This window comes from Labrenzia sp. VG12, assembly GCF_002237595.1.
GTDB lineage: Bacteria > Pseudomonadota > Alphaproteobacteria > Rhizobiales > Stappiaceae > Roseibium.
The window spans coordinates 4,790,735-4,812,123 of the sequence record NZ_CP022529.1 but is presented as its reverse complement, the minus strand read 5'-3'; the positions used below and the strand labels follow the sequence as shown (position 1 = coordinate 4,812,123).

Annotated in this window: 18 protein-coding genes and 1 pseudogene; 12 read left to right on the top strand and 7 right to left on the bottom strand. The window is 60.4% G+C overall.

What is annotated here, in order from left to right:
• Positions 1–5: 5 nt before the first annotated feature.
• The 3 genes from CHH27_RS22275 to mtnK are packed head-to-tail and all read right to left on the bottom strand — an operon-like array spanning position 6 to position 3,363.
• On the bottom strand, positions 6–998 hold the full coding sequence (locus CHH27_RS22275; RefSeq protein WP_094073537.1) for a sugar-binding transcriptional regulator: 993 nt from the start codon (positions 996–998) through the stop codon (positions 6–8).
• Positions 995–2,104, bottom strand: coding sequence for an S-methyl-5-thioribose-1-phosphate isomerase (gene mtnA, locus CHH27_RS22270; protein WP_094073536.1), 1,110 nt, complete (start codon positions 2,102–2,104; stop codon positions 995–997). Before mtnA ends, CHH27_RS22275 begins: the two co-directional genes overlap by 4 nt.
• Entirely contained in the window at positions 2,101–3,363 is a 1,263-nt protein-coding gene (gene mtnK / locus CHH27_RS22265; protein ID WP_094073535.1) for an S-methyl-5-thioribose kinase, read from the bottom strand. Before mtnK ends, mtnA begins: the two co-directional genes overlap by 4 nt.
• A gap of 137 nt (positions 3,364–3,500) precedes the next feature.
• On the opposite strand from mtnK, the gene CHH27_RS22260 reads away from it, so the two are divergent.
• The 3 genes from CHH27_RS22260 (at position 3,501) to CHH27_RS22250 (ending at position 7,123) form a co-directional block, all read left to right on the top strand.
• Positions 3,501–5,021 (top strand): sugar ABC transporter ATP-binding protein, encoded by a 1,521-nt coding sequence (locus tag CHH27_RS22260; RefSeq protein WP_247646144.1) that lies wholly within the window; start codon positions 3,501–3,503, stop codon positions 5,019–5,021.
• Between the two features lie 10 nt (positions 5,022–5,031).
• Positions 5,032–6,045 (top strand): ABC transporter permease, encoded by a 1,014-nt coding sequence (locus CHH27_RS22255; RefSeq protein WP_094073533.1) that lies wholly within the window; start codon positions 5,032–5,034, stop codon positions 6,043–6,045.
• An 85-nt stretch (positions 6,046–6,130) separates the two neighbouring features.
• The gene (locus CHH27_RS22250; RefSeq protein ID WP_247646321.1) at positions 6,131–7,123 is read left to right on the top strand and encodes a substrate-binding domain-containing protein; all 993 of its coding nucleotides are present in this window, start codon (positions 6,131–6,133) and stop codon (positions 7,121–7,123) included.
• A 322-nt stretch (positions 7,124–7,445) separates the two neighbouring features.
• On the opposite strand, the pseudogene CHH27_RS22245 reads toward CHH27_RS22250, so the two are convergent.
• Positions 7,446–9,370, bottom strand: a pseudogene (locus CHH27_RS22245) (FAD-binding monooxygenase).
• A 217-nt stretch (positions 9,371–9,587) separates the two neighbouring features.
• Between CHH27_RS22245 and CHH27_RS22240 the strand changes: the two are divergent.
• The 3 genes from CHH27_RS22240 (at position 9,588) to CHH27_RS22230 (ending at position 13,170) form a co-directional block, all read left to right on the top strand.
• On the top strand, positions 9,588–10,061 hold the full coding sequence (locus CHH27_RS22240) for a MarR family winged helix-turn-helix transcriptional regulator (protein ID WP_094073531.1): 474 nt from the start codon (positions 9,588–9,590) through the stop codon (positions 10,059–10,061).
• A 163-nt stretch (positions 10,062–10,224) separates the two neighbouring features.
• Positions 10,225–12,555, top strand: a complete 2,331-nt coding sequence (locus CHH27_RS22235; protein WP_157739041.1) for a hypothetical protein — start codon at positions 10,225–10,227, stop codon at positions 12,553–12,555.
• 186 nt (positions 12,556–12,741) lie between these two features.
• Positions 12,742–13,170, top strand: coding sequence for a peptidylprolyl isomerase (locus CHH27_RS22230; protein WP_094073529.1), 429 nt, complete (start codon positions 12,742–12,744; stop codon positions 13,168–13,170).
• A 168-nt stretch (positions 13,171–13,338) separates the two neighbouring features.
• Here the strand turns inward: CHH27_RS22230 and CHH27_RS22225 are convergent, their stop codons facing one another.
• From CHH27_RS22225 to CHH27_RS22215, 3 genes are all read right to left on the bottom strand, one after another.
• On the bottom strand, positions 13,339–14,385 hold the full coding sequence (locus CHH27_RS22225) for a DctP family TRAP transporter solute-binding subunit (RefSeq protein WP_094074940.1): 1,047 nt from the start codon (positions 14,383–14,385) through the stop codon (positions 13,339–13,341).
• A 70-nt stretch (positions 14,386–14,455) separates the two neighbouring features.
• Entirely contained in the window at positions 14,456–15,739 is a 1,284-nt protein-coding gene (locus tag CHH27_RS22220; protein ID WP_094073528.1) for a TRAP transporter large permease, read from the bottom strand.
• Positions 15,736–16,245 carry a TRAP transporter small permease gene (locus tag CHH27_RS22215; protein ID WP_094073527.1) on the bottom strand — a complete coding sequence of 170 codons (510 nt, stop codon included), beginning with the start codon at positions 16,243–16,245 and terminating at the stop codon, positions 15,736–15,738. The genes CHH27_RS22220 and CHH27_RS22215 overlap by 4 nt, the downstream gene beginning before the upstream one ends.
• A 174-nt stretch (positions 16,246–16,419) precedes the next feature.
• Between CHH27_RS22215 and CHH27_RS22210 the strand changes: the two genes are divergently transcribed.
• From CHH27_RS22210 to CHH27_RS22185, 6 genes are all read left to right on the top strand, one after another.
• The gene (locus CHH27_RS22210) at positions 16,420–17,343 is read left to right on the top strand and encodes a MurR/RpiR family transcriptional regulator (protein ID WP_094073526.1); all 924 of its coding nucleotides are present in this window, start codon (positions 16,420–16,422) and stop codon (positions 17,341–17,343) included.
• A gap of 307 nt (positions 17,344–17,650) precedes the next feature.
• Complete coding sequence (gene sppA, locus CHH27_RS22205) at positions 17,651–18,637, top strand: signal peptide peptidase SppA (RefSeq protein ID WP_094074939.1); 987 nt, start codon at positions 17,651–17,653, stop codon at positions 18,635–18,637.
• Between the two features lie 15 nt (positions 18,638–18,652).
• A complete protein-coding gene (locus tag CHH27_RS22200; protein WP_094073525.1) occupies positions 18,653–18,952 on the top strand; it encodes an integration host factor subunit beta in 300 nt (99 codons plus the stop codon).
• Positions 18,953–19,016: 64 nt separating this feature from the next.
• Positions 19,017–19,382, top strand: coding sequence for a LapA family protein (locus CHH27_RS22195; RefSeq protein ID WP_094073524.1), 366 nt, complete (start codon positions 19,017–19,019; stop codon positions 19,380–19,382).
• A 13-nt stretch (positions 19,383–19,395) separates the two neighbouring features.
• Positions 19,396–20,304, top strand: coding sequence for an ornithine cyclodeaminase (locus CHH27_RS22190; RefSeq protein WP_094073523.1), 909 nt, complete (start codon positions 19,396–19,398; stop codon positions 20,302–20,304).
• Between the two features lie 517 nt (positions 20,305–20,821).
• Entirely contained in the window at positions 20,822–21,316 is a 495-nt protein-coding gene (locus CHH27_RS22185; RefSeq protein WP_094073522.1) for an Lrp/AsnC family transcriptional regulator, read from the top strand.
• Positions 21,317–21,389 lie beyond the last annotated feature (73 nt).

Sequence of the window (21,389 nt, the reverse complement as noted above, 5' to 3'; positions counted from 1 at the left end):
GTGTGTCACGCGAGATTGAGCATTTCTGCGGCGGTTCGGGAACAGGTCGCGACATGGGTGGCATAGCCGCCGCGAATGGCAGCCAGCATCGGCCTTGCCCGGTTTGCGCCGGCGCCGACGAGCAGTCCCATGTCCTTGCCGCGCATCTGTTCCAGGGTGACCGCAATCATGCGATCCTCGATCTCCCGGTTAAGACCCTTGCCGTCCTGATCGATGAGCCGCCCGCAAATCACACCGGTCGCTCCTTTCGAGGCGCATGCCTCGATGTCGGACGGATCCAGGAGCCCCGTGTGCACCACGTGACTGTCCGCGGTGCAGGTGCCGCAGGCAAAGAGGGTCTTGTTGCAGTCGGCAACGGCGTCGAGCTGCATCCGGATCACCGGCTCCTGCTTGAGGCGTTCGGCGAGATCACGCTCCGACAGCAGCAACGGCACATGCAGGTTGACGCAATGTGCTCCGTAGCGGCGCGCCAGGGTCGCCGAACAGGTCTCGGCCGCAAAGCCGAGGGCCGCCGGACGGGACCCGACCAGCTGCACCACGGTCAGGTCTTCCACGGTGGTTCTGGGGGCGGCTTCAGCCACCCGGTAGACGGTCTCGCCCCAGGCAACGCCAAGCCGGTCCCCAGGCTCCAGCAGGCTGGGCAGCCAGTCCGCCACCACCCGCGTCACCCGGTCGAGTGACGGGTCCGGCTCTCCGGGCGCTGACGGCACCACGATGGCGTCCTGCAGCCCGAAACGGTCAACGAGCGCGCGCGCCAGCTCCTGGTTCCGGAAGATATCCGTATCGAGACTGATGCGCACATAATCGCGCCGGCGCGCCTCGGACAGATAGTTGACGACCGTCGCCCGCGATATGCCCAGGCGCTCGGCGATCTCATTCTGGTTCATGCCTTCCTGGTAATAGCACCAAGTGACTTCGATGATCGCTTCGTCCTGGGATCTTGCGCGAATGGCCGCCTTTCCCTCCGGCGGCCTGGATCTGGCGCCGCCGCCCGTCATGCGCTCTCTTTGAGGCTGCTGAGATCGGGAAACAGTTCGGCGAGCCCGTCCGCGCTTGCCTGACAGATGCCACGTTCCGTGATCAGACCGGTCACCAGATGGTTCGGCGTTACGTCAAAGGCCGGGTTGCCGCCGGGCGTGCCGACCGGCGTCACCTGCACCTGCGCGATCTCGCCGGCCTCTGTCAGCCCCTGGACATGGGTCACTTCCCGTTCAAGGCGTTCCTCGATCGGGATTTCAGCGACGCCATTATCCACCGTCCAGTCGATGGTCGGCGACGGCAGGGCGACATAAAAGGGAACATCGTTGGCCCTGGCCGCCAGGGCTTTCAGGTAGGTGCCGATCTTGTTGCACACATCTCCCCTGCGCGTGGTGCGGTCGGTTCCGACGATCACGAGGTCGACCTGGCCGTGCTGCATCAGATGTCCGCCGGCATTGTCGGTGATGTAGGTATGCGGAATGCCGTGACTACCCAGTTCCCAGGAGGTCAGGGCGCCCTGATTGCGCGGCCGGGTTTCGTCGACCCAGACATGGATCGGGATGCCCGCGTCATGGGCCTGGTACATGGGGCTGGTCGCGGTTCCCCAGTCAACCGTTGCAATCCAGCCGGCGTTGCAATGGGTCAGGATCCGGACCGGCTCTCCGTTCTTTTTCCTGGCAGCAATCTCCCGGATGATCTCCAGACCGTTCAGGCCGATGTTGCGGTTGATTTCAACGTCTTCATCGGAAATCTCATGGGCGAGCTTCAACGCGGCCTCAGCGCGATCGGCCTCGGCAAGCGTCTTTAAATACGTCCTGCAGCGCGTGAGGGCCCACCGCAGATTGATTGCCGTCGGGCGGGTCTTGTCGAGAAAGGCGAAGGCTTCGTCCAGATGGGCATCCGAGGGGTCAAGCCGGGCCGCCAGGGCCATGCCATAAGCCGCCGTCGCGCCGATCAGCGGCGCGCCGCGCACACGCATTTCAACAATCGCGTCGGCAAAGTCCTGCAATGTGTCGACATGCTGGATGCGAAACTCGTGCGGCAGCCACCGCTGATCGATGATCTGCAAGGCCCCCTTGTCCGCGTCCCACCAGAGCGAGCGGTAATGTGTGCCGTTGACCTTCATAGGACGTCCTTTGCGTTATAGAGGCGGGCAAGATCGAGAAGTTCTTTTGTGTTGCCAAGCGTTTCGGCAGTGCGAATGAGGTCGGCGCCCATGGCAAGATTGCGCGCTTCCAGGCGGCGTTTCAGACCCGTGTCTTCGATATCCTCAAAGTCGGCATTGTGCGCAAGGGAGAGCGTGCGCCGGTGCATCTCGATCCCGCAAAAACCAAGGGCCTCGGCGCGAATTTCGGCAAGCAGAGCGGCACAGGCCTCATGGGACGCGTGTCCCTGGTCTTCAAACAGGCTCGCCGGATAGAGCATGCCGGTACGTTCAGTGTCCCAGAGGCGCCGGAACTCGGCATCAAACTCGGCCAGGGTTTCCTCCACGACCGCGAGGATCCAGTCCTGATAACTCTCAAGCTCATCAGCGCTGCGATGCGCGGGCTGGCTGAAATAGGCCATCAGGAAATTGGCAGTCAGCATGCCGAGGTCGAAACCCATCGGGCCGTATTGTACGAATTCTGGATCGATGACCCGGCTGTCGCTGTCCGTCGACATGATCGAGCCGCTGTGCAGATCTCCATGCACCATGGTTTCGGTGTTCGACGCGAATTTCATCAAGAGGCGCTGGACGCGCGCCTTCAGCTGCGCATCCGACCGCAGCTGCTCCACCACGGGATCAAGCCCCTCCGTGTGGTGGTTCATTTCCGCGCCGAAATAGGGATCGGTGAAGACCAGCGCTTCGGTGATGGCCGGGATCTCCACGTTGCCCGAGAACAGGCCGACATCTTGTTTCTTGTCGGCGCTTTTCATGGAGAGTTCGGACCCGCGAAAGGCCGTGCGCGCGCAAAAGCGGCCCAGAAAGGCCCCCAGCCCGTCAACGGTCTCGCCGTCGATCAGCTTGCGCCGCAGGATCTTGTGCGGCGCCAGGAATTCCATGACGATCAGGGCCTGGGCCTCGTCAAAATGGTAGATCTCGGGCACCGCGCCCGGATCGCGCTCGGCCTGACGCACAAGGGCGTGGTTCTCATAGTAGGCGCGATAGAGCGGCAGGGGCCAGCTGTCACCGACCAGACGGACATAGGGCAGGGCCTGCTTGACGATCACCGTGCCTTGCGGGCCTTCGACGATAAACACCAGGTTCAGATTGCCGTCGCCGACTTCCTGCACCTTCCAGTTCGCCGGGTCGGCCCCAACCCTCTCAGCAATGGCGGGAACCGCGGCCAGGCGCGCCCCGAGTTCCTCGGGCGTCAGCGCCCGATACTGATCTGGCTTGTCCATCTTTTTGCTCTTTCCTCCCGATTTGCCCCGACTAAAAGGCAGTTTTGTTCAAAAGTCAATGCTGTTGACAAATGACTATTTTACATGCTGTAACGGTTTCAAGCGAGAGCCATGCTCGCCTGGAATTGGGAGGAAAGGTGGTAGAGGTCACCTGCAAACTGAGCGGACTGGAGAAGTCCTTCGGGCAGAACCACGTGCTGCGCGGCATCGATCTGGAGCTGCGCGCCGGCGAGGTCACGGCCCTGATGGGCGCCAATGGCGCCGGCAAGTCCACGCTCGTGAAAATTCTCTGCGGCTATCATTTCGCGGACGCCGGGAACCTCGTTCTCAACGGCGCGCACTATGAGCCTGCCGATCCGGCTGACGCCATCTCGAAGGGCGTCGTGACAGTGCACCAGTCCATCGACGACGGTGTCATTCCGGACCTTGATGTGGCGACCAACCTGACGCTGGACCGTCTGACGGAACCCGGCGCAGGCCTGTTCGTGAACGACCGCAAACTGCGCCAGCAGGCGCGCGACGTTGCCCGCAGCATGGGACTCGACATGGATGTGCGCACGCGGGTCGCGGACCTCGATGTCGCCGACCGTCAGATGATAGCGATTGCCCGCGCCATGGCCCGGGCGCCGAAACTGCTCATTCTGGACGAGCCCACCTCCTCCCTTTCGGCCTCGGAGGCAGAACGCCTCTTTTCCCTGATCGACAGGCTGCGGGCGGAAGGCGTCGCCATTCTCTACATTTCCCACCGCATGTCCGATATCCGCCGCGTCGCCGACAGGATCGTGTCCATGCGGGACGGGGCGATTTCCGGCCTGTTCGAGAATGAGCCGCTTGATTATGTCGGCGCGGTCAATGCAATGCTCGGCCATCAGATGACCGAGGTCGACATCACCCCGGTCCAGGGTGGGGCTCCGGTCCTTGAAATCAGCGGGTTGCGTCTTTTCGAGGGCAGTCCGGCGATCAACCTGACCGCGCGCGAGGGCGAGGTCATCGCCGTCACCGGCCTTCTGGGCAGCGGCACCACCGAGCTCGCCGAAGTCATTTTCGGCCGGGCAGCGCCTGCCGCCGGCAGCCTGAAGCTGGATGGTCGACCGTATCGGCCCAAGGGAGCGGCAGATGCCGTGTCGCAAGGGGTCTTCATGTCTCCCAAGGACCGCTCCGTGAATGCCGTGATCGCGGATTTCGACATCGCCAACAACATGACCCTGCCGTTCCTGGGGGCGTTCAGCCGGTTCTCGTTTCTGAGCGACCGCGGACAAAGGCGGGCTACGAGCGACATGATCGACAGGCTGGGCGTGGTCTGCCAGAGCGACCGCGACGACATCTCCACCCTGTCGGGCGGAAACCAGCAGAAGGTGATGATCGGACGCTGGTTGCTCAAGGCTTCCCGCGTCCTGCTTCTGGACGAGCCTTTCCAGGGCGTCGACATTGGAGCGCGCCGCGATATCGGGCGGTACATCCGGCAGAGCGCCGCCGATCGCACCACACTCGTCTTCGTCGCCGAAATCGACGAGGCCCTCGAAATCGCGGACCGGATCATCGTTCTGCACGAGGCCGAGATTTCCGGCGAATACCTCAATGAAAATGTCGATCTGAACAGTCTGGTTGCCGATGTCTCCGGCCCGGACCAGACCCAGACACAAGCCCTGGCGGGATAAACAAAAGCTCATGAACAAGAACGCACTCGAACTCGCCATCCGATACGGTTTTCTCGTCCTTCTCTTCGGGCTGGCCGTGTTCTTCAGCCTTTATGCGAGCGGATTTGCCAGCCCGCGCTCTGCGGTCTTCATCTTTCAGTCCGTCGCCATCACCGGCATTCTCGCGCTCGGCGTGACCTGCACCCTGGTCGTCGGCGGTTTCGACCTGTCGATCGGTTCCGTTGCCACATCCGCCCTGATGCTGTCCGCCTATTCCATGGTGATCCTGGAGCAGCCTGCGATTGTCGCCGTCGGCCTGTGCCTTGCCATGGGGGCGCTCGTCGGCCTGGTCAACGGGCTGCTGATCGTCAAGATGCGCGTTCCCGACCTGCTTGCCACGCTCGGCATGATGTTCCTTCTGATCGGTCTTCAACGCATTCCGACCCAGGGCAATTCGATCGCCACCGGCATGAGCCTTCCTGATGGATCGGTCGCGGAAGGCACCTTTTCCGCAGCCTTTCTCTGGCTTGGCCGGCACCGGTTCGATCTGTTCCTCGACCGGCTGCTGCCGGTCCCGGTGGTCGTGTTCCTGCTGATTGCCCTCTTCATCTGGCTGTTCCTCGGCTACACCCGCCACGGCAGGCTGATGTATGCCATCGGCTCCAATGAACGGGCGGCCGGTCTCGTCGGCACGAATGTCCAGCGCTACAAGATCATCGCCTACATGATCTCCGGCATGCTGGCCTCGGTCGGTGGCATCCTTTTGGCCGCACGCCTCGGCCGCGGCGACATTGCCTCCGGCAACAACCTGCTTCTGGACAGTGTTGCGGCCGCACTGATCGGATTTGCCGTTCTGGGTGCTGCCCGGCCAAACGCCTTCGGTACCGCCGCCGGTGCACTGTTCGTCGGCATTCTTCTTCAGGGGCTCACCATGATGAACGCCCCTTACTACATGCAGGATTTCGTCAAGGGCGCCGTTCTGGTCGCGGCCCTTGTCTTCACATTCTACCTGTCGTCGCGCCGCGGCGGCAGGAGAACAACGTGACGCCCTAAAGGCGCCGCTCTGATAGGGAGGAAGCAATATGTTGAGAAGGGAATTCATCAAGCTCGCGGTCGCAGCCGGCGTCGCGATGACCGGAGGAAGTGCGTTCGCAGCCGACATGCCGGCCCCGTTCGACAAGCCGGAAGACGTCAAGATCGCGCTTGTGCGCTACCTGTCGACCGGTGACTTCTTCCAGTCCTACCTTGCCGGTGTCGAGCGCCAGGCAGAAGCCCTTGGTGTCGATCTGCGCGTCTTCGACAGCCGCCAGGACGCCGCGCTGCAGGCCGACATGGTGGACCAGGCCATTGCCCTGGAAGTCGACGGCATCATCATTCAGCACGGCCTGACGGAATCCATGAAAGCCGCCGCCCAGCGCGCTGTCGATGCAGGCATCAAGGTGGTTGCCTTTGACGTCAATGTCGAGAACGAGGCCATTCCGCAGATCGAACAGTCGGATTACCTCCTGGGCAAACTGGCCCTGGAACAGGCCATCAAGGACAATGGCGACAGCTTTACCGCCGGCTATGTCTATGTGCCCGGCATTGCACCGCTCGACCGCCGGGACGTTGCCTGGAAGGAAGTGAAGGACGCCAATCCGGGCATCAAGGAAGCGGCCATGTTCGGCACGCTCGACAACCCGATCGCCAACTCCGTGGCCAACCAGGCCCGGTCCGTGCTGCAGGCCAACCCGACGATCAATGTGGTCTTTGCTCCCTATGACGAGTTCGCCAAGGGCGTGAAGATTGCCGTTGACGAAGCCGGTCTCAATCAGGACATCTCGATCTATTCCGCTGATGTCTCCACTGCCGACATTTCGGCAATGCGCGAACCGGATTCCGCCTGGAAGTCAACCGTTGCGACCAACCCGGCCGTTGTCGGTGAAGTCAGCGTCCGGAGCCTTGCCCTGATGCTGGCCGGCCACAATCCGGGAGCTCAGGTGATCGTGCCGCCGACGCTCATCACGCAGGACTTCCTGAACGAGCAGGACGTCAAGAACATGGATGACCTCGGCAAGAAGATGCCGCAGTTCCAGCATGCCGACGTGGCCGTCGCCGAATGGATCCCGCTTCCCGCACGGTGAAATCCGGTGAGGTGGACGGATTGATCCACCGTCGCGACAAAGCCCGGCAAATTGCCGGGCTTTCAGGTTTTTAACAAAGTCACTCCGTCATTCCGGACGGTCTGCAGCGTAGCTGCATGGCCAGATCCGGAACCCAGTGAATACTTCGCGCAGCAGGCGCGACTTTATCAATAAAGTCAGACGCTTGATTGGTTTTGTGCTCGCTTCCACTCGCGCTGATCCGCTGGGTTCCGGATCGGCGCGCAGCCACGCTGCACTTGTCCGGAATGACGCGCTGAGGGTTTGTCAGCAGTTTGAAAGCCCGGCAAATTGCCGGGCTTTTTCAGTTCCGATGCAAAAGCACCCGATCGAAAAAGGCAGACAGCTCGGCATGCGCCTCCAGTGGCAGGATTTCGGCGACATACTGGTCGGGGCGCACGATCACCAGGCAGCCGGTGTCACGATCAATGCCACGCAGATCAAAAATGTCCGGACCGTCCTTCAGATCCGGGCAGAAGATCTTTTCATAGTCCTTGAGACCGTAGCGTCCCTTTTCCGGCAGCAGGAAAGCATGCATTTTTTCAAGCGCGAGGTCGCGGTGTCCCTGCTGAAAAATAGTGCGCACATCAAGGATTGAATCCGGATCCTCCCCCGTCCTCGTGTGACGCAGCACCGGAGAAGCCGGATCGGACTGCAGAAAATCGCAAAGGCTTCGAACGCCGCAGCCAGAACCGGCCGGATCCGTGCGACCACCAAAGGCGAAGATCCGCCAGCGGCCATCCGCCTCAATCACATGCCCCAGATGAACCGGTTTGGCATCGGCAAGGCGAATGACCGGTGCCGAATGAAACCGCATGCCGGTGACAAAGCCCCTGGCCAGGTGCTGGTGCGCGCCATCACCGGTCAGAACGGACGGCTGATACAAGGTTGCCGTGCCTGCCGTGTATCGGCCGTGCTGGACAAAGTATTTCTGCACGTCCGCCGGGTCGACCCCATCCGGGTTTTGCTCAGACTTCACGGGCGCACTGACCAGACGCGCCCAGTCGCGGTCGAAATCGATCAGCGTCTGGGCGATCGCCCGCCGCTCGGCCGAGTAGGTCGAGAGCAGGTCCGGTCCGCTCCGACCGGTCAGCACATGGGCCAGTTTCCAGCCGAGATTGAATGTATCCTGCATGGAGACATTCATGCCCTGCCCAGCCTTGGGGCTGTGTGTGTGGCAGGCATCGCCTGCAATGAAGACCCGCGGCAGGCGCTCCCCCCCTGATCCGGCGGCACATCGTCGAACGTGTCGCAGATCCGCTGGCCGATCTCGTAAACCGACCACCAGGCAACTTCCTTCACCTCCAGCGTATGGGGCGCCAATATGCGGCGGGCGGCGTCGATAAGGTAGTCAACCGTGATGTTCCGGTTGGCTACGCGCTCATCCGGCTTCAGCTTGTCGAGTTCCACATAAATGCGCACGAGGTAACCGCCCTCGCGCGGAATGATCAGGATGCTGCCTTCGGCCGCGGACTGCACCAGGGCCTTGTAGCGGATATCCGGGAAATCGGTGACCGCAAGCACGTCCATGACACCCCAGGCCTGGTTGGCGCTGTCGCCCTTGAGTTCCCCGCCCAACAATTTGCGCACAACGCTCCGTGCACCGTCGCAGCCGACAACATATCTGGCGCGGACGGTTTCGACCTCACCTTCGTGGCCCGCGTCCATTCGTTCAAGACGCACTGTCACAGGATGATCTTCTGCCGTTGGTGCCGGGTCGATCTCAAGGCTTGTCAGCTTGCGGTGGTAATCCGGCTCCAGGCGGTTGGGCGCGTTCTTCATGATCTCCAGAAAATGGTCATGCACGCGGGCCTGATTCAGGATCACATGGGGGAACTCCGAAAGGCCGTCCTCAACATCCTGAACCCGGCCGCTGCGTGCTATCCGGGAGGGCTCCTCCGGATCCGGTTTCCAGAAAACGGTTTCATTGACCCAGTAGGCCTCCCTTTCGACCCGTTCGGCAAAACCAAAGGCGTTGAACATTTCCATGGTCCGACAGGCGATCCCATCCGCCTGTCCCAGCTTCAATGGCCCGGGCTTTTGTTCGACGATCCGAGTTTGGATCTCCGGGAACGCGGCCAGCTGAGCGGCCAGAGTCAGGCCTGCCGGGCCACAACCGACGATCAGCACATCAACTTCCTCCGGAACGTTTTCCGAACTCGCGGGACTTCCGGTTCTCTCTGAGATCGCCGGGTCCCCTGCCTTGAAACCGTTCAGATGAAACTGCATGACGCGATGTCCTCCCAACTCGGATCCGGGTTCTGAATGTGCCGACTTCACGCTGTCATTGTCGGCTTCCCGACCGCGTGCCAACCGGCGAGCCCGTTCCCTTCAAGACCTCCCTTCGTGGCAGGTCCCTCGACGCATTCGATTTAATCAGTATACTGACTAAATGGAGAGCGTCAAATTTAATCAGTATACTGATCTTTTAAGCCGGGAGACGAACATGACCCACCTGAACGATATGCCTGGACACCTGATCCGGCGATTGCAGCAGATCGCCGTTGCCGTGTTTCATGCTGAAGTCGAGGCAACAGGTTTTGACGTGACACCGGTGCAATTTGCGGCTCTTGTGACGGTTGCGGCCTGGCCCGGCATCGACCAGATCACCCTCGCCGGGCTGATTGCCTATGACCGGACCACGATCGCCGGTGTGGTCGACCGCCTGGTGCAGAAGGGCTTTCTATCACGCGAGGTGAGCGAAAAAGACCGCCGTGCGCGCGTCCTGCATATGACGCCAGAGGGCCACGCCGCTCTTGGAACACTCACTCCAGCCGTCGCAACAGCGCAAGATGTGATGCTCAGCGGCCTGGAAAAAGAAGAAGCCGACACCTTTCTGCACTTGCTGCGCAAGGCGACCGACGCCGTCAACGATCTCAGCCGCGCACCATTGCGCGGCCATCGGAAAGACGGTTGCTGATGCCCAAAACGAAAGAACACGGCAGACAAAAAGTTTAACCAATGCGAGCATTGCTTTTCTCACGCAATTTATAGAATAGTTGCCACGGCTGTCCCTCTCCTGCTGCAGCAGATTTGGGCAGCCGGTTGGCGGAACGGCGCCGATCTATCGGGGGAGCATTGGCGTGACGGACAGCACAAATGGGTCAGACGTTTCGAGCGAACCGTTCGAGCGCGACAAGGACGATTTTCCGGTTTTTGTTATCGGCTTGACCATGGCAGGCGCCGTCTCTGCCGGCGCCTATACGGCCGGTGTGCTCGACTATCTGTTTCGGGCGGTCGATGCCCACAACGACCTGGTGGAAAAGCACAAGGACGACGACGGCAGCACCGCTCCCCGGCACAAGGTGGTCATCAAGTCCATGACAGGCGCCTCGGCAGGGGGCATGTGCATCGGCCTTGCCATCGCAAGCCTCATCAAGGCCCGAAAGGACAACCCGGGCCGTTTGCAGGCAGGTTATTCCTTTCCTTACAAAACCGCGCCTGGCACGTCCGCGGCATCTGCCAGTGGAGCAAGTCAGCAACCAGCGAAATGCCACTACGCCCTGGCGCCGATCTTCGATGCCTGGGTCAAGAACATCACGCTTTGGGAGCAAAAAGCCGGTAGCCAGACCTTCGAGGGGTTCCTCGGCACTGTGGATCTCGACGATCCGGACAAGCTTCTGATCGGCCAGCCCGGCATTCCCGAAACACCTTATGTGTCTTCCGTTCTCGACAGCACCCATATCGACGAAGCAGCAAGCCCAAGCCTCGAAGGCATCAATGCGCTTGCAGAAGGCATGCACTACGATTTCCTGGCGGCCGACCTGGATGTGTTCATCACCAATACGAGCCTGAACGGCGTGGTCTATGAAGTCCAGTTTTCCGGCAAGGACGACGGCTACTGGATGCAGAAACACGACGTGGTGCGCCATTTCCGGATCAAGGACCTCGGAACAACCGCCTATCCGTCTCCATGGCTGGACCGATGGCAGGATCAGGGTATCACGCTCGATCCCAGGCAGAGCGATCCGGCGGGACACGTTCCCTTCCTGTCCGACAAAAAGTCCTCCTGGTACGCCCTGACGGTGGCCTCGATTGCATCGGGAGCGTTTCCGCTCGGCCTGGCGCCCCGATATGTGGATGCGACCGCACGTCAACTTGGTTCTCTGGATCCGGTAGACAACTATTGCGAAGGCGGCGCCTTGCCGCTGGAATTGCCGGAGCATTTTGCAAATCCGTTGCCACGTCCCGACTTTGGCGATGAAACTCAGAACGCCAACGAGAAGACCCCGTATATCTCCGTTGATGGCGGCGTCATCAACAACGAACCCTTTGAACTTGCCCGCTTTGCCATTCGCCGCTCGGTCACATCCGATGCCGGTGACACAAAGCTGCTCGACAATCCACGAGAGGGCGACCGCGCAGACCGCGCGGTCATCATGATCGATCCTTTCCCGGAAGGCGCCCGCTATGAAGCCATGACCAAAAAGGCTGCCGAAAAACTTGGCTCCCTCCTGATCAGCGTTGGCAAACTTCTGCCGACCCTCATCAGCCAGGCACGGTTCAAACAAAGCGAACTTCTCAATGCGCAGGAAGAAACCGTCTATTCCAGGTTTCTGGTCGCCCCCAGCCGGAAGGATCCGCGCAACACGGGCAAGAAACTGCGCGGGGCGGATGCCATCGCCTGTGGAACCTTGAGCGGTTTCAGCGGGTTCTTCGATGAAAGCTTCCGAGCGCATGACTTTGTTCTTGGGCAGCGCAATTGCCAGAGGTTCCTGGAAACGGCTTTTCTTCTGGATGCGGACAATCCTGTGCTGCAGTTGGGAGACGGCCATGATGACGCCAGGGCGGCACGCGCCAAGCGCCAGGCGGGCAAGGCCCACGAGATCAGGCAACACGACAATCTTGTGCGCCGGATCGTCAATCCGGTGCCGCTGACCGACGCCAACGGCGACCCGCTGATTGATGCGATCCAGGAACCACAATGGCCGGTCATCTCCCCTGCGGCCCTGATGCGCATGAAGGACCAGGCAGACATCCGCTTCGACAAGGTCGCCAAACGCCTGTTCGAGGTCCATATTCCCGGCCGCGCAGCGCGGTGGGGCCTCAAGCTGCTGTGGGAGGGAATTCCCGGACTGTTTGCCGGAACACGCAAACAGTTGATGGAAGCGGTCAGCCGAACCGTGCTGCAAACCTTCACCCGGCGCGCCCAGCTGTTGATCTATGCGGGCTTTGGCGAGGATGTACGCGACGCACTGGCCTACATGTTTTCCAAGTCCGAAGCCATGTCGGCCGCTGCCGTCATTGCGGCCATGGAAGCAGATCGGGACAAGGATGACCTTGCCGCAGACATAGGGATACCGGGCGAACGCGATCTGGAAGACGCATTAAAACAACTTGCAAAAGACGGCCTGGCCAAGCGCACTTGGCTAAGCTTCTATGGCACCCCGAAATACACGCTCAAGCTGGGATAGCAGGTCCGCAGCCTGTTCCCGCTCTTCACGGCAAATGGCGACGCAGTCCGGCGGGTTTTGCCCGCCCACACGCGATCAAAGCCCGTCCCTTTACATTTGGCGCTGCTACTTTAGGCTTGCCCCTACGACGAGCACCTGCTGACGCGGCCTCAAAACTCACCCCGAGACAGAATTGCGAAACGCATCATGACCGAAGCCAAAGCCGGCGACACGGTTCAACTTCACTACAAGGGCACCCTGGATGACGGGTCCGTCTTCGACAGTTCCGAAGGCCGGGAGCCCCTTGAATTCACCGTCGGCTCCGGCCAGATCATCCCGGGCCTCGACCGGGCCATTCCAGGCATGAAGGTGGGTGACGAGAAGACGGTCCGTATCGAGCCGGACGACGCCTATGGCCAGCACAATCCGGCTGCGCGCCAGGCCGTACCGCGGTCGAACATTCCGGAAAACGTGCCGCTGCAGATCGGCATGCAGCTGCAGGCCCAGACGGATAACGGCCAGATGATGACCGTCACCGTCGTCGAGATCTCCGACGACGAGGTCGTGCTGGACGCCAATCATCCTCTGGCAGGCAAGGTCCTGATCTTCGAAATCCAGATCACAGGGATCAACTGAGCCGGATTTTAATTCCGGTTCTGTCCTGTCCTTGCCGCGCCATCGAGGCAAGGCCATACCTCAATGACAAAGAGGCCAAAGCATAAAAACATGCTCTGGCCTCTCAATGTATAAGCCCCGCAGTTGCCTGCGGGGCCTTGTTTCAGGCAGCAGGATTCCTCCTGGCACCTAGTCCATGTAGACGCTGCCGTTGGCCTTTTCGACTTCCGCCTTGAAGCTCGCCAGAAGCTCTTTGGCCTTGCCGTCCAGGTTTTCTGCAATGTGGGTTTCGAAGGCCGGCTGCGTTGCGGCTGCCATGGCTGCGCGCTGATCGGCGCTCAGGGCGGTGACTTCCATCTTGTCCATCAGACCCGCAAGACCCCGGTCCGACGCCTCGATGATACGCGACAGGCCGCGGCTGGCGGCAACGCAGCTTTCGGCCGCATAGCGAAGCGTTTCCTGCTGATCTTCCGTCAGGCCTTCAAAGAAGTCGCGATTGACCATGAAGGTGTAGGGTGAGAACAGATGGTTGGTCAGGGTGAGATACTTCTGCACTTCTGAGAACTTGGCGAAGGAAATGATCGGCACCGGGTTCATCTGGCCGTCGATCACGCCGGTCTGCAGACCGGAATAGACCTCGCCCCAGGAGAGCGGATAGGCCTGCGCGCCAAGCGCCTGGATGATGGTCTGATGGGACGGCAGGGTCATGGTCCGAATGCGGATACCGTCAAAATCGTCGAGCGACGCGATCGGCTGCTTGGAGTTGGTGACCGCAAAGAACCCGCCCGTGTCCGGGAAACCAAGCACCACGACATCACCAAGTGTTTCCTCGATATCGGCGGCAAGGGCCTTGCCGAAATCACCGTCGAAGACTTCGTAGGTGGCCGCGTTGTCGGCAAAGGCAAATGGCAGGTTCAGAACGTCGACGCGCGGATAATAGCTGGCAAGCGCCCCGGTGGAGGTAAGCGTCGCCTGCAAGACACCATCACGCACGTGCTGGACGTGTTCAGCGGCCGAGCCGAGCTGGTTGGAACCGAAGACTTCCACTTCCACCGCGCCATTGGTGTCCGCCGCCACGATGTTCGAGAAGACGGCGGTGCAGGCATGCGCCGGGTTCTCGAACGGATCTGTCTTATTGTCGTGACCGAATTTCAGCACCTTGCCCTCGGCAAGTGCGCTGCCGGCCATCAGGGATGTGACAAGGCCGACAGCCAGTCCTTTTGCGAGTGCTTTCATCATTCTCTCCACTTCTCTTTCAGGTTTTTTTGCAGGTTTTTTGGCAGGTTTTTGCCGTTCTTGTTTTTTGCTACGGGGCGAACCCGAAGGCGCGCGGCAGGAACAGGGCCGCACTTTCCCAGAAGGCAAACAGGAACAGGACCGCCACCTCGGCGACCAGGAACGGTGCGAGCTTGATGGCAATGCGTTCCAGTTTTTCTCCGGTAACTGAAGACAGGACGAACAGGCAGGCGCCGACGGGCGGTGTCATCAACGAGATGTTGAGGGCAAGCACGAAGATGATGCCCGCATGGATCGGTGACAGGCCGACCTGGGCCGTCAGCGGCACCAGCACAGGCGCCAGGATGATCAGGATCGCCGTGATGTCCATGACCATGCCGACGATCAGCAGGAAGCCGATGATGATGGCAATCACGAGATAACGATTGTCCGCCATGCCCAGGATGGTTTCCGCCAGGAGTTGCGGAATGCGCTCGAAGCTCATCCACCAGCCGAGAATGCCGGCAAAGGCGATGATCACGAAGATGACGCCGGTGATACGTGCGGTGCGCACCAGCATGGTGTAAAGCGCCTTCACTGTGAGGGTCCGGTAGACGAACGCCCCGATGAAAAGCGCATAGGCGACAGCGATCGAGGCGGCTTCGGTCGGCGTGACCACGCCCCCCAGGATACCGCCCAGGATGATCAGCGGCATCAAAAGCGCCGTCAGCGAGGACACGAAGACGTCCCAGATTTCTCTCAGGTTCGCGCGCCGCTCCGCCTTGGGCAGGCTGTTTCGCGTAGCGCCGACTGCAATAACTGCCATACAGACAAGGCAGATGATCAGGCCTGGCAGAATACCGGCCGCGAAGAGCCCGCCGATGGAGACCCCCATCAGCGATCCGTAGACCACCATCAGTCCGGAGGGCGGAATGGTCGGGCCGATGATGGAGCCTGCAGCCGTCACTGCGCAGGCATAGTCGCGCTTGTAGCCTTCCTTGACCATGGCCGGCACCAGCGTGCGGCCGAAGGCAGCAGCATCCGCCGTTGCAGAGCCCGTCAGGCCCGCGAAAAAGACCGAGGCAAGCATGTTGGTGTGGGCAAGACCGCCTCGAAAATGACCGACCAGCACCTGGGCAAGGCGCACCAGCCGATCGGTGATGCCGGTGTGATTCATGATTTCGCCGGCCAGAATGAAGAACGGCATGGCCAGGAACGGAAAGATGTTCAGACCGTTGAAGATCCGGCTTGGACCGATGGCGAGGAACTGATCACCGCCCATGTGGATCAGACCGATGACACCGGCTGCTCCGATGGCAAAACCGATGGGCATGCCAAGCAGGACGAAGCCGATGAAAACAAGCGCGACAATCATGCGGACGCCTCCTGAAACGGAGGATTGTCGAGATGGGTGCCCGTATCCCGGATCATGACCAGCACGGTCTGGATGACCGCAAGCGCTGCAGCCGTCGGGATCGCTGCGTAAAAGGGCTGCAGACTGATGCCAAAGATCATGGCCTGGCGTTTGGCACCGCTTTCGGCAAAGCCGAGCCCATACCAGAAGACATAGAGGAACAGGGCGAGGATAAAGAGGTCGATGGCGATCAGCACACCGCGGCGCAGGCCTTGCGGCACCTGCATGATTGCCGCGGTGAGGCCAATGTGATCCCGCCGCGCAATCCCTGAGGAGACCGCCAGCATGGCAGCCCAGATCATCAGATAACGCGCGATGATCTCCGGCCACGGCAATTGCCAGTGAAAGAAGTAACGGTCGACGACACCGAGCCAGACGTCCAGCACCAGAAGCGCCATCAGCAAGGCCACAACCGCTTCCACCCCCTTGTTCAGTCTCGCGCTGGTCTTGGCTGCCCAGTCCCGCATATCCCCCCCCAACTTCAAAAATGTACCTTAATTACATTTTCAAAGCAGATTGAGGCATCAGTCAAGCATTTTTTGTTTTTTAGTTACACTTTGGGAGCGATTTGGGCTAGTTTGAAACCCTCATTGACGCGTTTCTGTAATCAAATTACAAATCCTGCAACCAGGGAGATCCATGTGCAGGCAAAAATCAAAACCCCGTCCGGCGACAGTTCCAGCGGTCAGGCAGCCATCGATTTGATCTCCGCGCTGCGCGATCACGACGGACGGTTTCCTGCACGAGAGCAGAAGGTGGCCACTTACGTTCAGGCGCACCTGGCTGACATCTCCGACATGACCATTGCCCAGCTCGCCAAGGCAGTCGGCGTCAGCACTCCGACTGTTGTGCGCTTCTGCAGAACACTCGGCTGTGACGGGTTCCGGGAATTCAAGCTGCGCCTCGCCCAGAACCTGGCCGTCAGCCTGCAATATATTTCACCGCCGCCGGCCAGCGAACAGGTGGCCAGCGACACGGCCGTCGACCGGGTGCTCGGGGCACTCTATGCAACGGCGAATGTCATGCGCGGCCAGGTCGACCCGGATATCCTGGAAACGGCCGTCTCGGAGATTTCCAGTTGCCGGCAGCTGGTGGCCGCCGGCATTGGCGGCGGCTCTTCCATGGTCGCCACCGAAGCTGCCAACCGGTTCTTCCGGCTGGGCATTCCGGCCGTCGCGCTGGAGGACAGCTATCTCCTGCAGATGCGCGCGGCAACGCTCGGCCCGGAGGATGTGCTGTTGTGCGTCTCGGCGAGCGGGGAAGCGGAGGAACTGGTCAGCGCGGCGGAAATTGCCGGCGGCTACGGTGCCATGACCATCGCGATCGCGCCAAAGGGATCGCGGCTTGCGCAGATCTCGAAGGTCTCCCTGCTCATCGATCTGCCCGAAGACCCGGACATCTACAAGCCGACAGCCTCCCGCTATGCCCATCTGATCATTGTCGATGCGATCGCCATGACCGTGGCCCAGGTCCGGTCCACAACCACTGCGGAAAACCTGCGCCGCATACGGGCCTCCCTGACTGCCTTTCACGGGCGCACAGGCCCTCAGCCGCTCGGGGATTAAGGCCACTGCCAGACTGAGCCTGGGAAAACGTCATCATCGTGCAGCAGGTCGTGAAACACGGCGTTGAACCTGTTCAGCTCCGTCGGTTCACGCGGCGCGTTCTTCCCGCTAACATTGTATCGCTCATCGCTTGCAATGCTTGGATCCCCCTGATGACGCCGATCACCCTATAGCGGAGAATTTTCCGATCCGTGCCGCAAACTGCCGCATTCCGATGCGAAAACGACATAAGCCGATTGCATTTTCTGCGTAGGTCACCCTATGTAGGTTATTGGTTTTCAAAGCGCTTGCCGGAGACACTGAATTCATGTCGGTTGATATTGACGCCCTGGTTGATAGACGGCGCCTGAGGCGCAAAGTGACCTTCTGGCGGGTTGCGACCTTCGTCGTTATCGCCGCGGCGCTGGTCACCGGCATCCTGCTTGCTTCCGGTGCATCCGGGCTGTCCAAGCGATCTGCCCACGTGGCGCGTATCCCGATCGAAGGTCTTATCGTCGAAGACCGCAAGACGCTGAAAATGATCGAGAAGATCGGCAAGTCGACGGCCGTCAAGGGCGTCGTCATATCGATCAATTCACCCGGCGGCAGCACCACCGGCGGCGAGGCGCTATACGAAGCTCTCCGCGAATTGGCAGAGAAAAAGCCCGTTGTCGCGGAAATCCGCACCATCGGCACGTCTGCCGGCTACATGGTTGCCCTTTCGGCCGACCATATCGTCGCCCGCTACAACACAATCACCGGTTCGATCGGTGTGCTCTTCCAGTTCGGCAACATCGAGAAGCTGCTGGAAACCGTCGGCGTTGAAATGGAAGCGGTGAAAAGCGCACCACTCAAGGCGGAACCCGATTTCTATTCTCAAGTCAGCCCCGAGGCCCGGGCCATGCTGCAGAGCCTGGTCACCGACTCCTATGACTGGTTTGTCGGACTGGTGGCAGAACGCCGCTCACTCGACGCCACCAAGGCGCGGCAGCTGGCGGACGGCCGTATTCTGACCGGTCACGAAGCGATGTCCGAGAAGCTGGTGGATGCCATCGGCGGCGAAAAAGCCGCGATCTCCTGGCTCGAGACCGAGAAGGGTGTCGCAAAGGACCTGCCGGTCGTTACCTGGAGCACAAAAGAGAACCTGGAGGAGCTGCCATTCTCCTCTCGCATCTCCCGAGAATTCGGAAAAGGCATCGGTTCCGCGCTTCTGGACCCGATTAATGACGCTAAGGGGCTGATTCCACGGGGTCTTACGCTTGACGGGCTCGTGTCCGTTTGGCAGGCTTCTGACGCGGCAGACAATAATCGCTAAGCGAGGGGGCTCTTCATGATCAAATCTGAGCTTGTTCAGCATATTGCCGAACAAAATCCGCATCTCTATCAGCGGGACGTTGAGAACATCGTCAACGCCATCTTGGACGAGATCACTGAGGCACTCATGCGGGGCGACCGCGTCGAGCTGCGTGGCTTCGGAGCCTTCTCCGTGAAGAACCGGCCCGCCCGGATCGGCCGCAATCCAAGAACCGGCCAGAAGGTGGAAGTGGACGAGAAACACGTCCCGTTTTTCAAGACAGGCAAGGAAATGCGGCTCCGGTTGAACGATGGTGTGGATCACGGCGACGACTGATTGCGCTGCACACGTGACCCCATCTAAAATGAAACCGTGATCTGGAAAGTTCCGGGAGAAGGCAGTGACCAGCTTCATCAAGAACGTGATTTTGTTCACCGTGGCGGTGGTGCTTATCCCGCTGTCGGTTGCAAACCGGCACACGGTCTCGCTGTCCCTGAACCCGTTCGATCCCCAGGACCCACGGCTGACCATCCCTGACATTCCCCTGTTCTGGGTGATTTTTGCCAGCCTCGGCGTCGGCATTGTTGTCGGCGGTATTGCCGTCTGGGCCAGGCAGGGCCGCTGGCGCAAGGAAGCCAGGTCCAAGCGCCGGGAAGCTGCCAAGTGGCACAAGGAGGCAGATCAACTGCGCGAGATGCAGACGACGTCTCAGCCTGCCGGCGGTGTCAAGGGACTGACCGGGCCGGGCAGCCGCACAGCCGCCTGATCGGCGCTCCCCGATGCGGATCATTTCCAGCGACGAGATTGACGCCTGTCTTGACGACCGGTCCGTTCTTGAAACGCTGCGCCGTGCCTACAGGTCAAATACGGTCGCGCCAGAAACCAGCACATTGACGATCGACCGCGTCAATCAACTGACCGGCGCACTTTCGGTTCAACCCGCCTGGACGGATTTTGCCGCTCAGGGCGACGTCTCCCGCGGCTATATCGGATGTGCGCTTGCTCTCGACCTGCCGGAACAACCCGGACCGGCCGCCAGCCTCTATCTCCTGTTTTCCGGCTCTGCCGGCCAGCCGATCGCCCTCCTGGACGGCATGCGCCTGACAGTGTGGCGAACGTCTGCCATGCACGCTCTGGCCGCCGGCTACCTGTCGCGCGAAGACACGTCCAGACTGCTGATTATCGGCGATGATCCGCGTCTTCCCCGCCTGATCTCCGCTTATGCCGATGTCAGGAACCTGACATCGATCCTGCTTTGCGGGACGGCGCCGGACACCCAGAAACGGATCTCCGGACTGGCAACGCTGAAAGGGGTGCATGTCGGTGTGACCGGAGAAATTCACTCGGCGCAGGAGGGCGCCGACATGATCCTGATCGCCGGGCCCGATGCCGGAACAGGTACCCGTCACATGCTGACGTATCTCGATCCGCCGGCTGGCTGTCATATCGACGTGCTTGATGCCGATGTCCAGTTGCCGAGCGACCTTCTGGACGAAGCGCGCCTGTTCACGTCGGATCTCAGCCTTCCTCCTAGCACAGAGCTGGAATGGGCTGCGGATCTGAAAGAGCTGACCCAGGGCAGCAAGGCGGGCCGCCGCTATTACGGCCAACGCACCCTGTTTCTGCCCAGTGCGCGCACCGGGCTTGCCGACTATGCTCTCGCCGCACACATTTTTTTGAGAACGTAGGCTCTGGAACTCGGCACGACAGGCACCACATCTGGAACAGCAGGGGGTAGACCCGGAATGAGGACTGTCAAACGCGCCGGAGAACCGGCGGTTGCATGACAGACATGTTTCCGGAATGTCGACTGCAAAGGAGCACGTCATGTTGACGACACTTGCCTATTCGGCAAGTCTTCCAGCAATCGCGATCGGGCTGATTTTTTACGTCTCGGCGACGACAGGGCTGGTTTACTGACCCACCACCGTCCGCCTCCCAGGACGTCGCGGTGTCAAATGAGTTGAAAACGCCGGCTTGTAAGCCGGCGTTTTTTTATTGCGTGCTTTCCATATTTCTGCGCCGCCGGGACAGGAAGCCCTTGCGGCCAACCAGAAGTAATTCTTCTTGACGGAATTGGTCGCTTCGCTGCCGCGCAATCGTGTCCCCTTTCGATCGTAAAGTTCCATATTGGAAAATCTGGAAATTGTAAGTAGCAATAAAGTGAAAGCGGCGCCTATGCGACAGGGAGCAAAGTGTGGTCCGATGAGACTACGAACCGGCCTCGATCCGACGGATATCCGCATACTCAGCGCGGTGCAGAAACATGGTCAACTGAGCAAGGCCAAGTTGGCCGAAATCGTGAACCTGTCTGCCACACCGTGTTGGGCGCGCCTTAACCGTCTGCGCGCGGAAGGGTTCATTCGCGGCTACCATGCCGATATTGCGCTTGATCGGATCGTCGATGTGACTCGCGTGGTCGTGACCATTTCCCTGGAACATCATCGCAAGTCTGATTTTGAGCGTTTCGAAAACCATATCCTGACCGAAGATGCGATTATCAATTGCGTCGCGACTGGCGGCGGCTCTGACTATGTCATGACCGTTGTCACGCCCAGCCTGGCGAGTTTCCAGGAACTGATGGAAGAGCTTTTGTCGGCTGAACTGGGCATCGACAGATACATGACCTACTTCGCTACACGCCTGATCAAGGCCAAGCAACCCAATCTGGCCAAGCTGGTGTCACCGCCCCAACGCTAGCCCAATGTCTGTTTGGACTGAGATTAGCCTTGAAAACAGTCTGAACGGACTAGTGAACCACCGGATTTCAGGC

Coding starts and splice junctions, on each gene's coding strand:
- CHH27_RS22250 (WP_247646321.1), top strand. CDS start 6,131: ATGACCGGAGGAAGTGCGTTCGCAGCCGACATGCCGGCCCCGTTCGAC.
- mtnK (WP_094073535.1), bottom strand. CDS start 3,363: ATGGACAAGCCAGATCAGTATCGGGCGCTGACGCCCGAGGAACTCGGG.
- CHH27_RS22200 (WP_094073525.1), top strand. CDS start 18,653: ATGATCAAATCTGAGCTTGTTCAGCATATTGCCGAACAAAATCCGCAT.
- mtnA (WP_094073536.1), bottom strand. CDS start 2,104: ATGAAGGTCAACGGCACACATTACCGCTCGCTCTGGTGGGACGCGGAC.
- CHH27_RS22220 (WP_094073528.1), bottom strand. CDS start 15,739: ATGATTGTCGCGCTTGTTTTCATCGGCTTCGTCCTGCTTGGCATGCCC.
- CHH27_RS22185 (WP_094073522.1), top strand. CDS start 20,822: ATGAGACTACGAACCGGCCTCGATCCGACGGATATCCGCATACTCAGC.
- sppA (WP_094074939.1), top strand. CDS start 17,651: ATGTCGGTTGATATTGACGCCCTGGTTGATAGACGGCGCCTGAGGCGC.
- CHH27_RS22275 (WP_094073537.1), bottom strand. CDS start 998: ATGACGGGCGGCGGCGCCAGATCCAGGCCGCCGGAGGGAAAGGCGGCC.
- CHH27_RS22230 (WP_094073529.1), top strand. CDS start 12,742: ATGACCGAAGCCAAAGCCGGCGACACGGTTCAACTTCACTACAAGGGC.
- CHH27_RS22240 (WP_094073531.1), top strand. CDS start 9,588: ATGACCCACCTGAACGATATGCCTGGACACCTGATCCGGCGATTGCAG.
- CHH27_RS22255 (WP_094073533.1), top strand. CDS start 5,032: ATGAACAAGAACGCACTCGAACTCGCCATCCGATACGGTTTTCTCGTC.
- CHH27_RS22215 (WP_094073527.1), bottom strand. CDS start 16,245: ATGCGGGACTGGGCAGCCAAGACCAGCGCGAGACTGAACAAGGGGGTG.
- CHH27_RS22225 (WP_094074940.1), bottom strand. CDS start 14,385: ATGAAAGCACTCGCAAAAGGACTGGCTGTCGGCCTTGTCACATCCCTG.
- CHH27_RS22190 (WP_094073523.1), top strand. CDS start 19,396: ATGCGGATCATTTCCAGCGACGAGATTGACGCCTGTCTTGACGACCGG.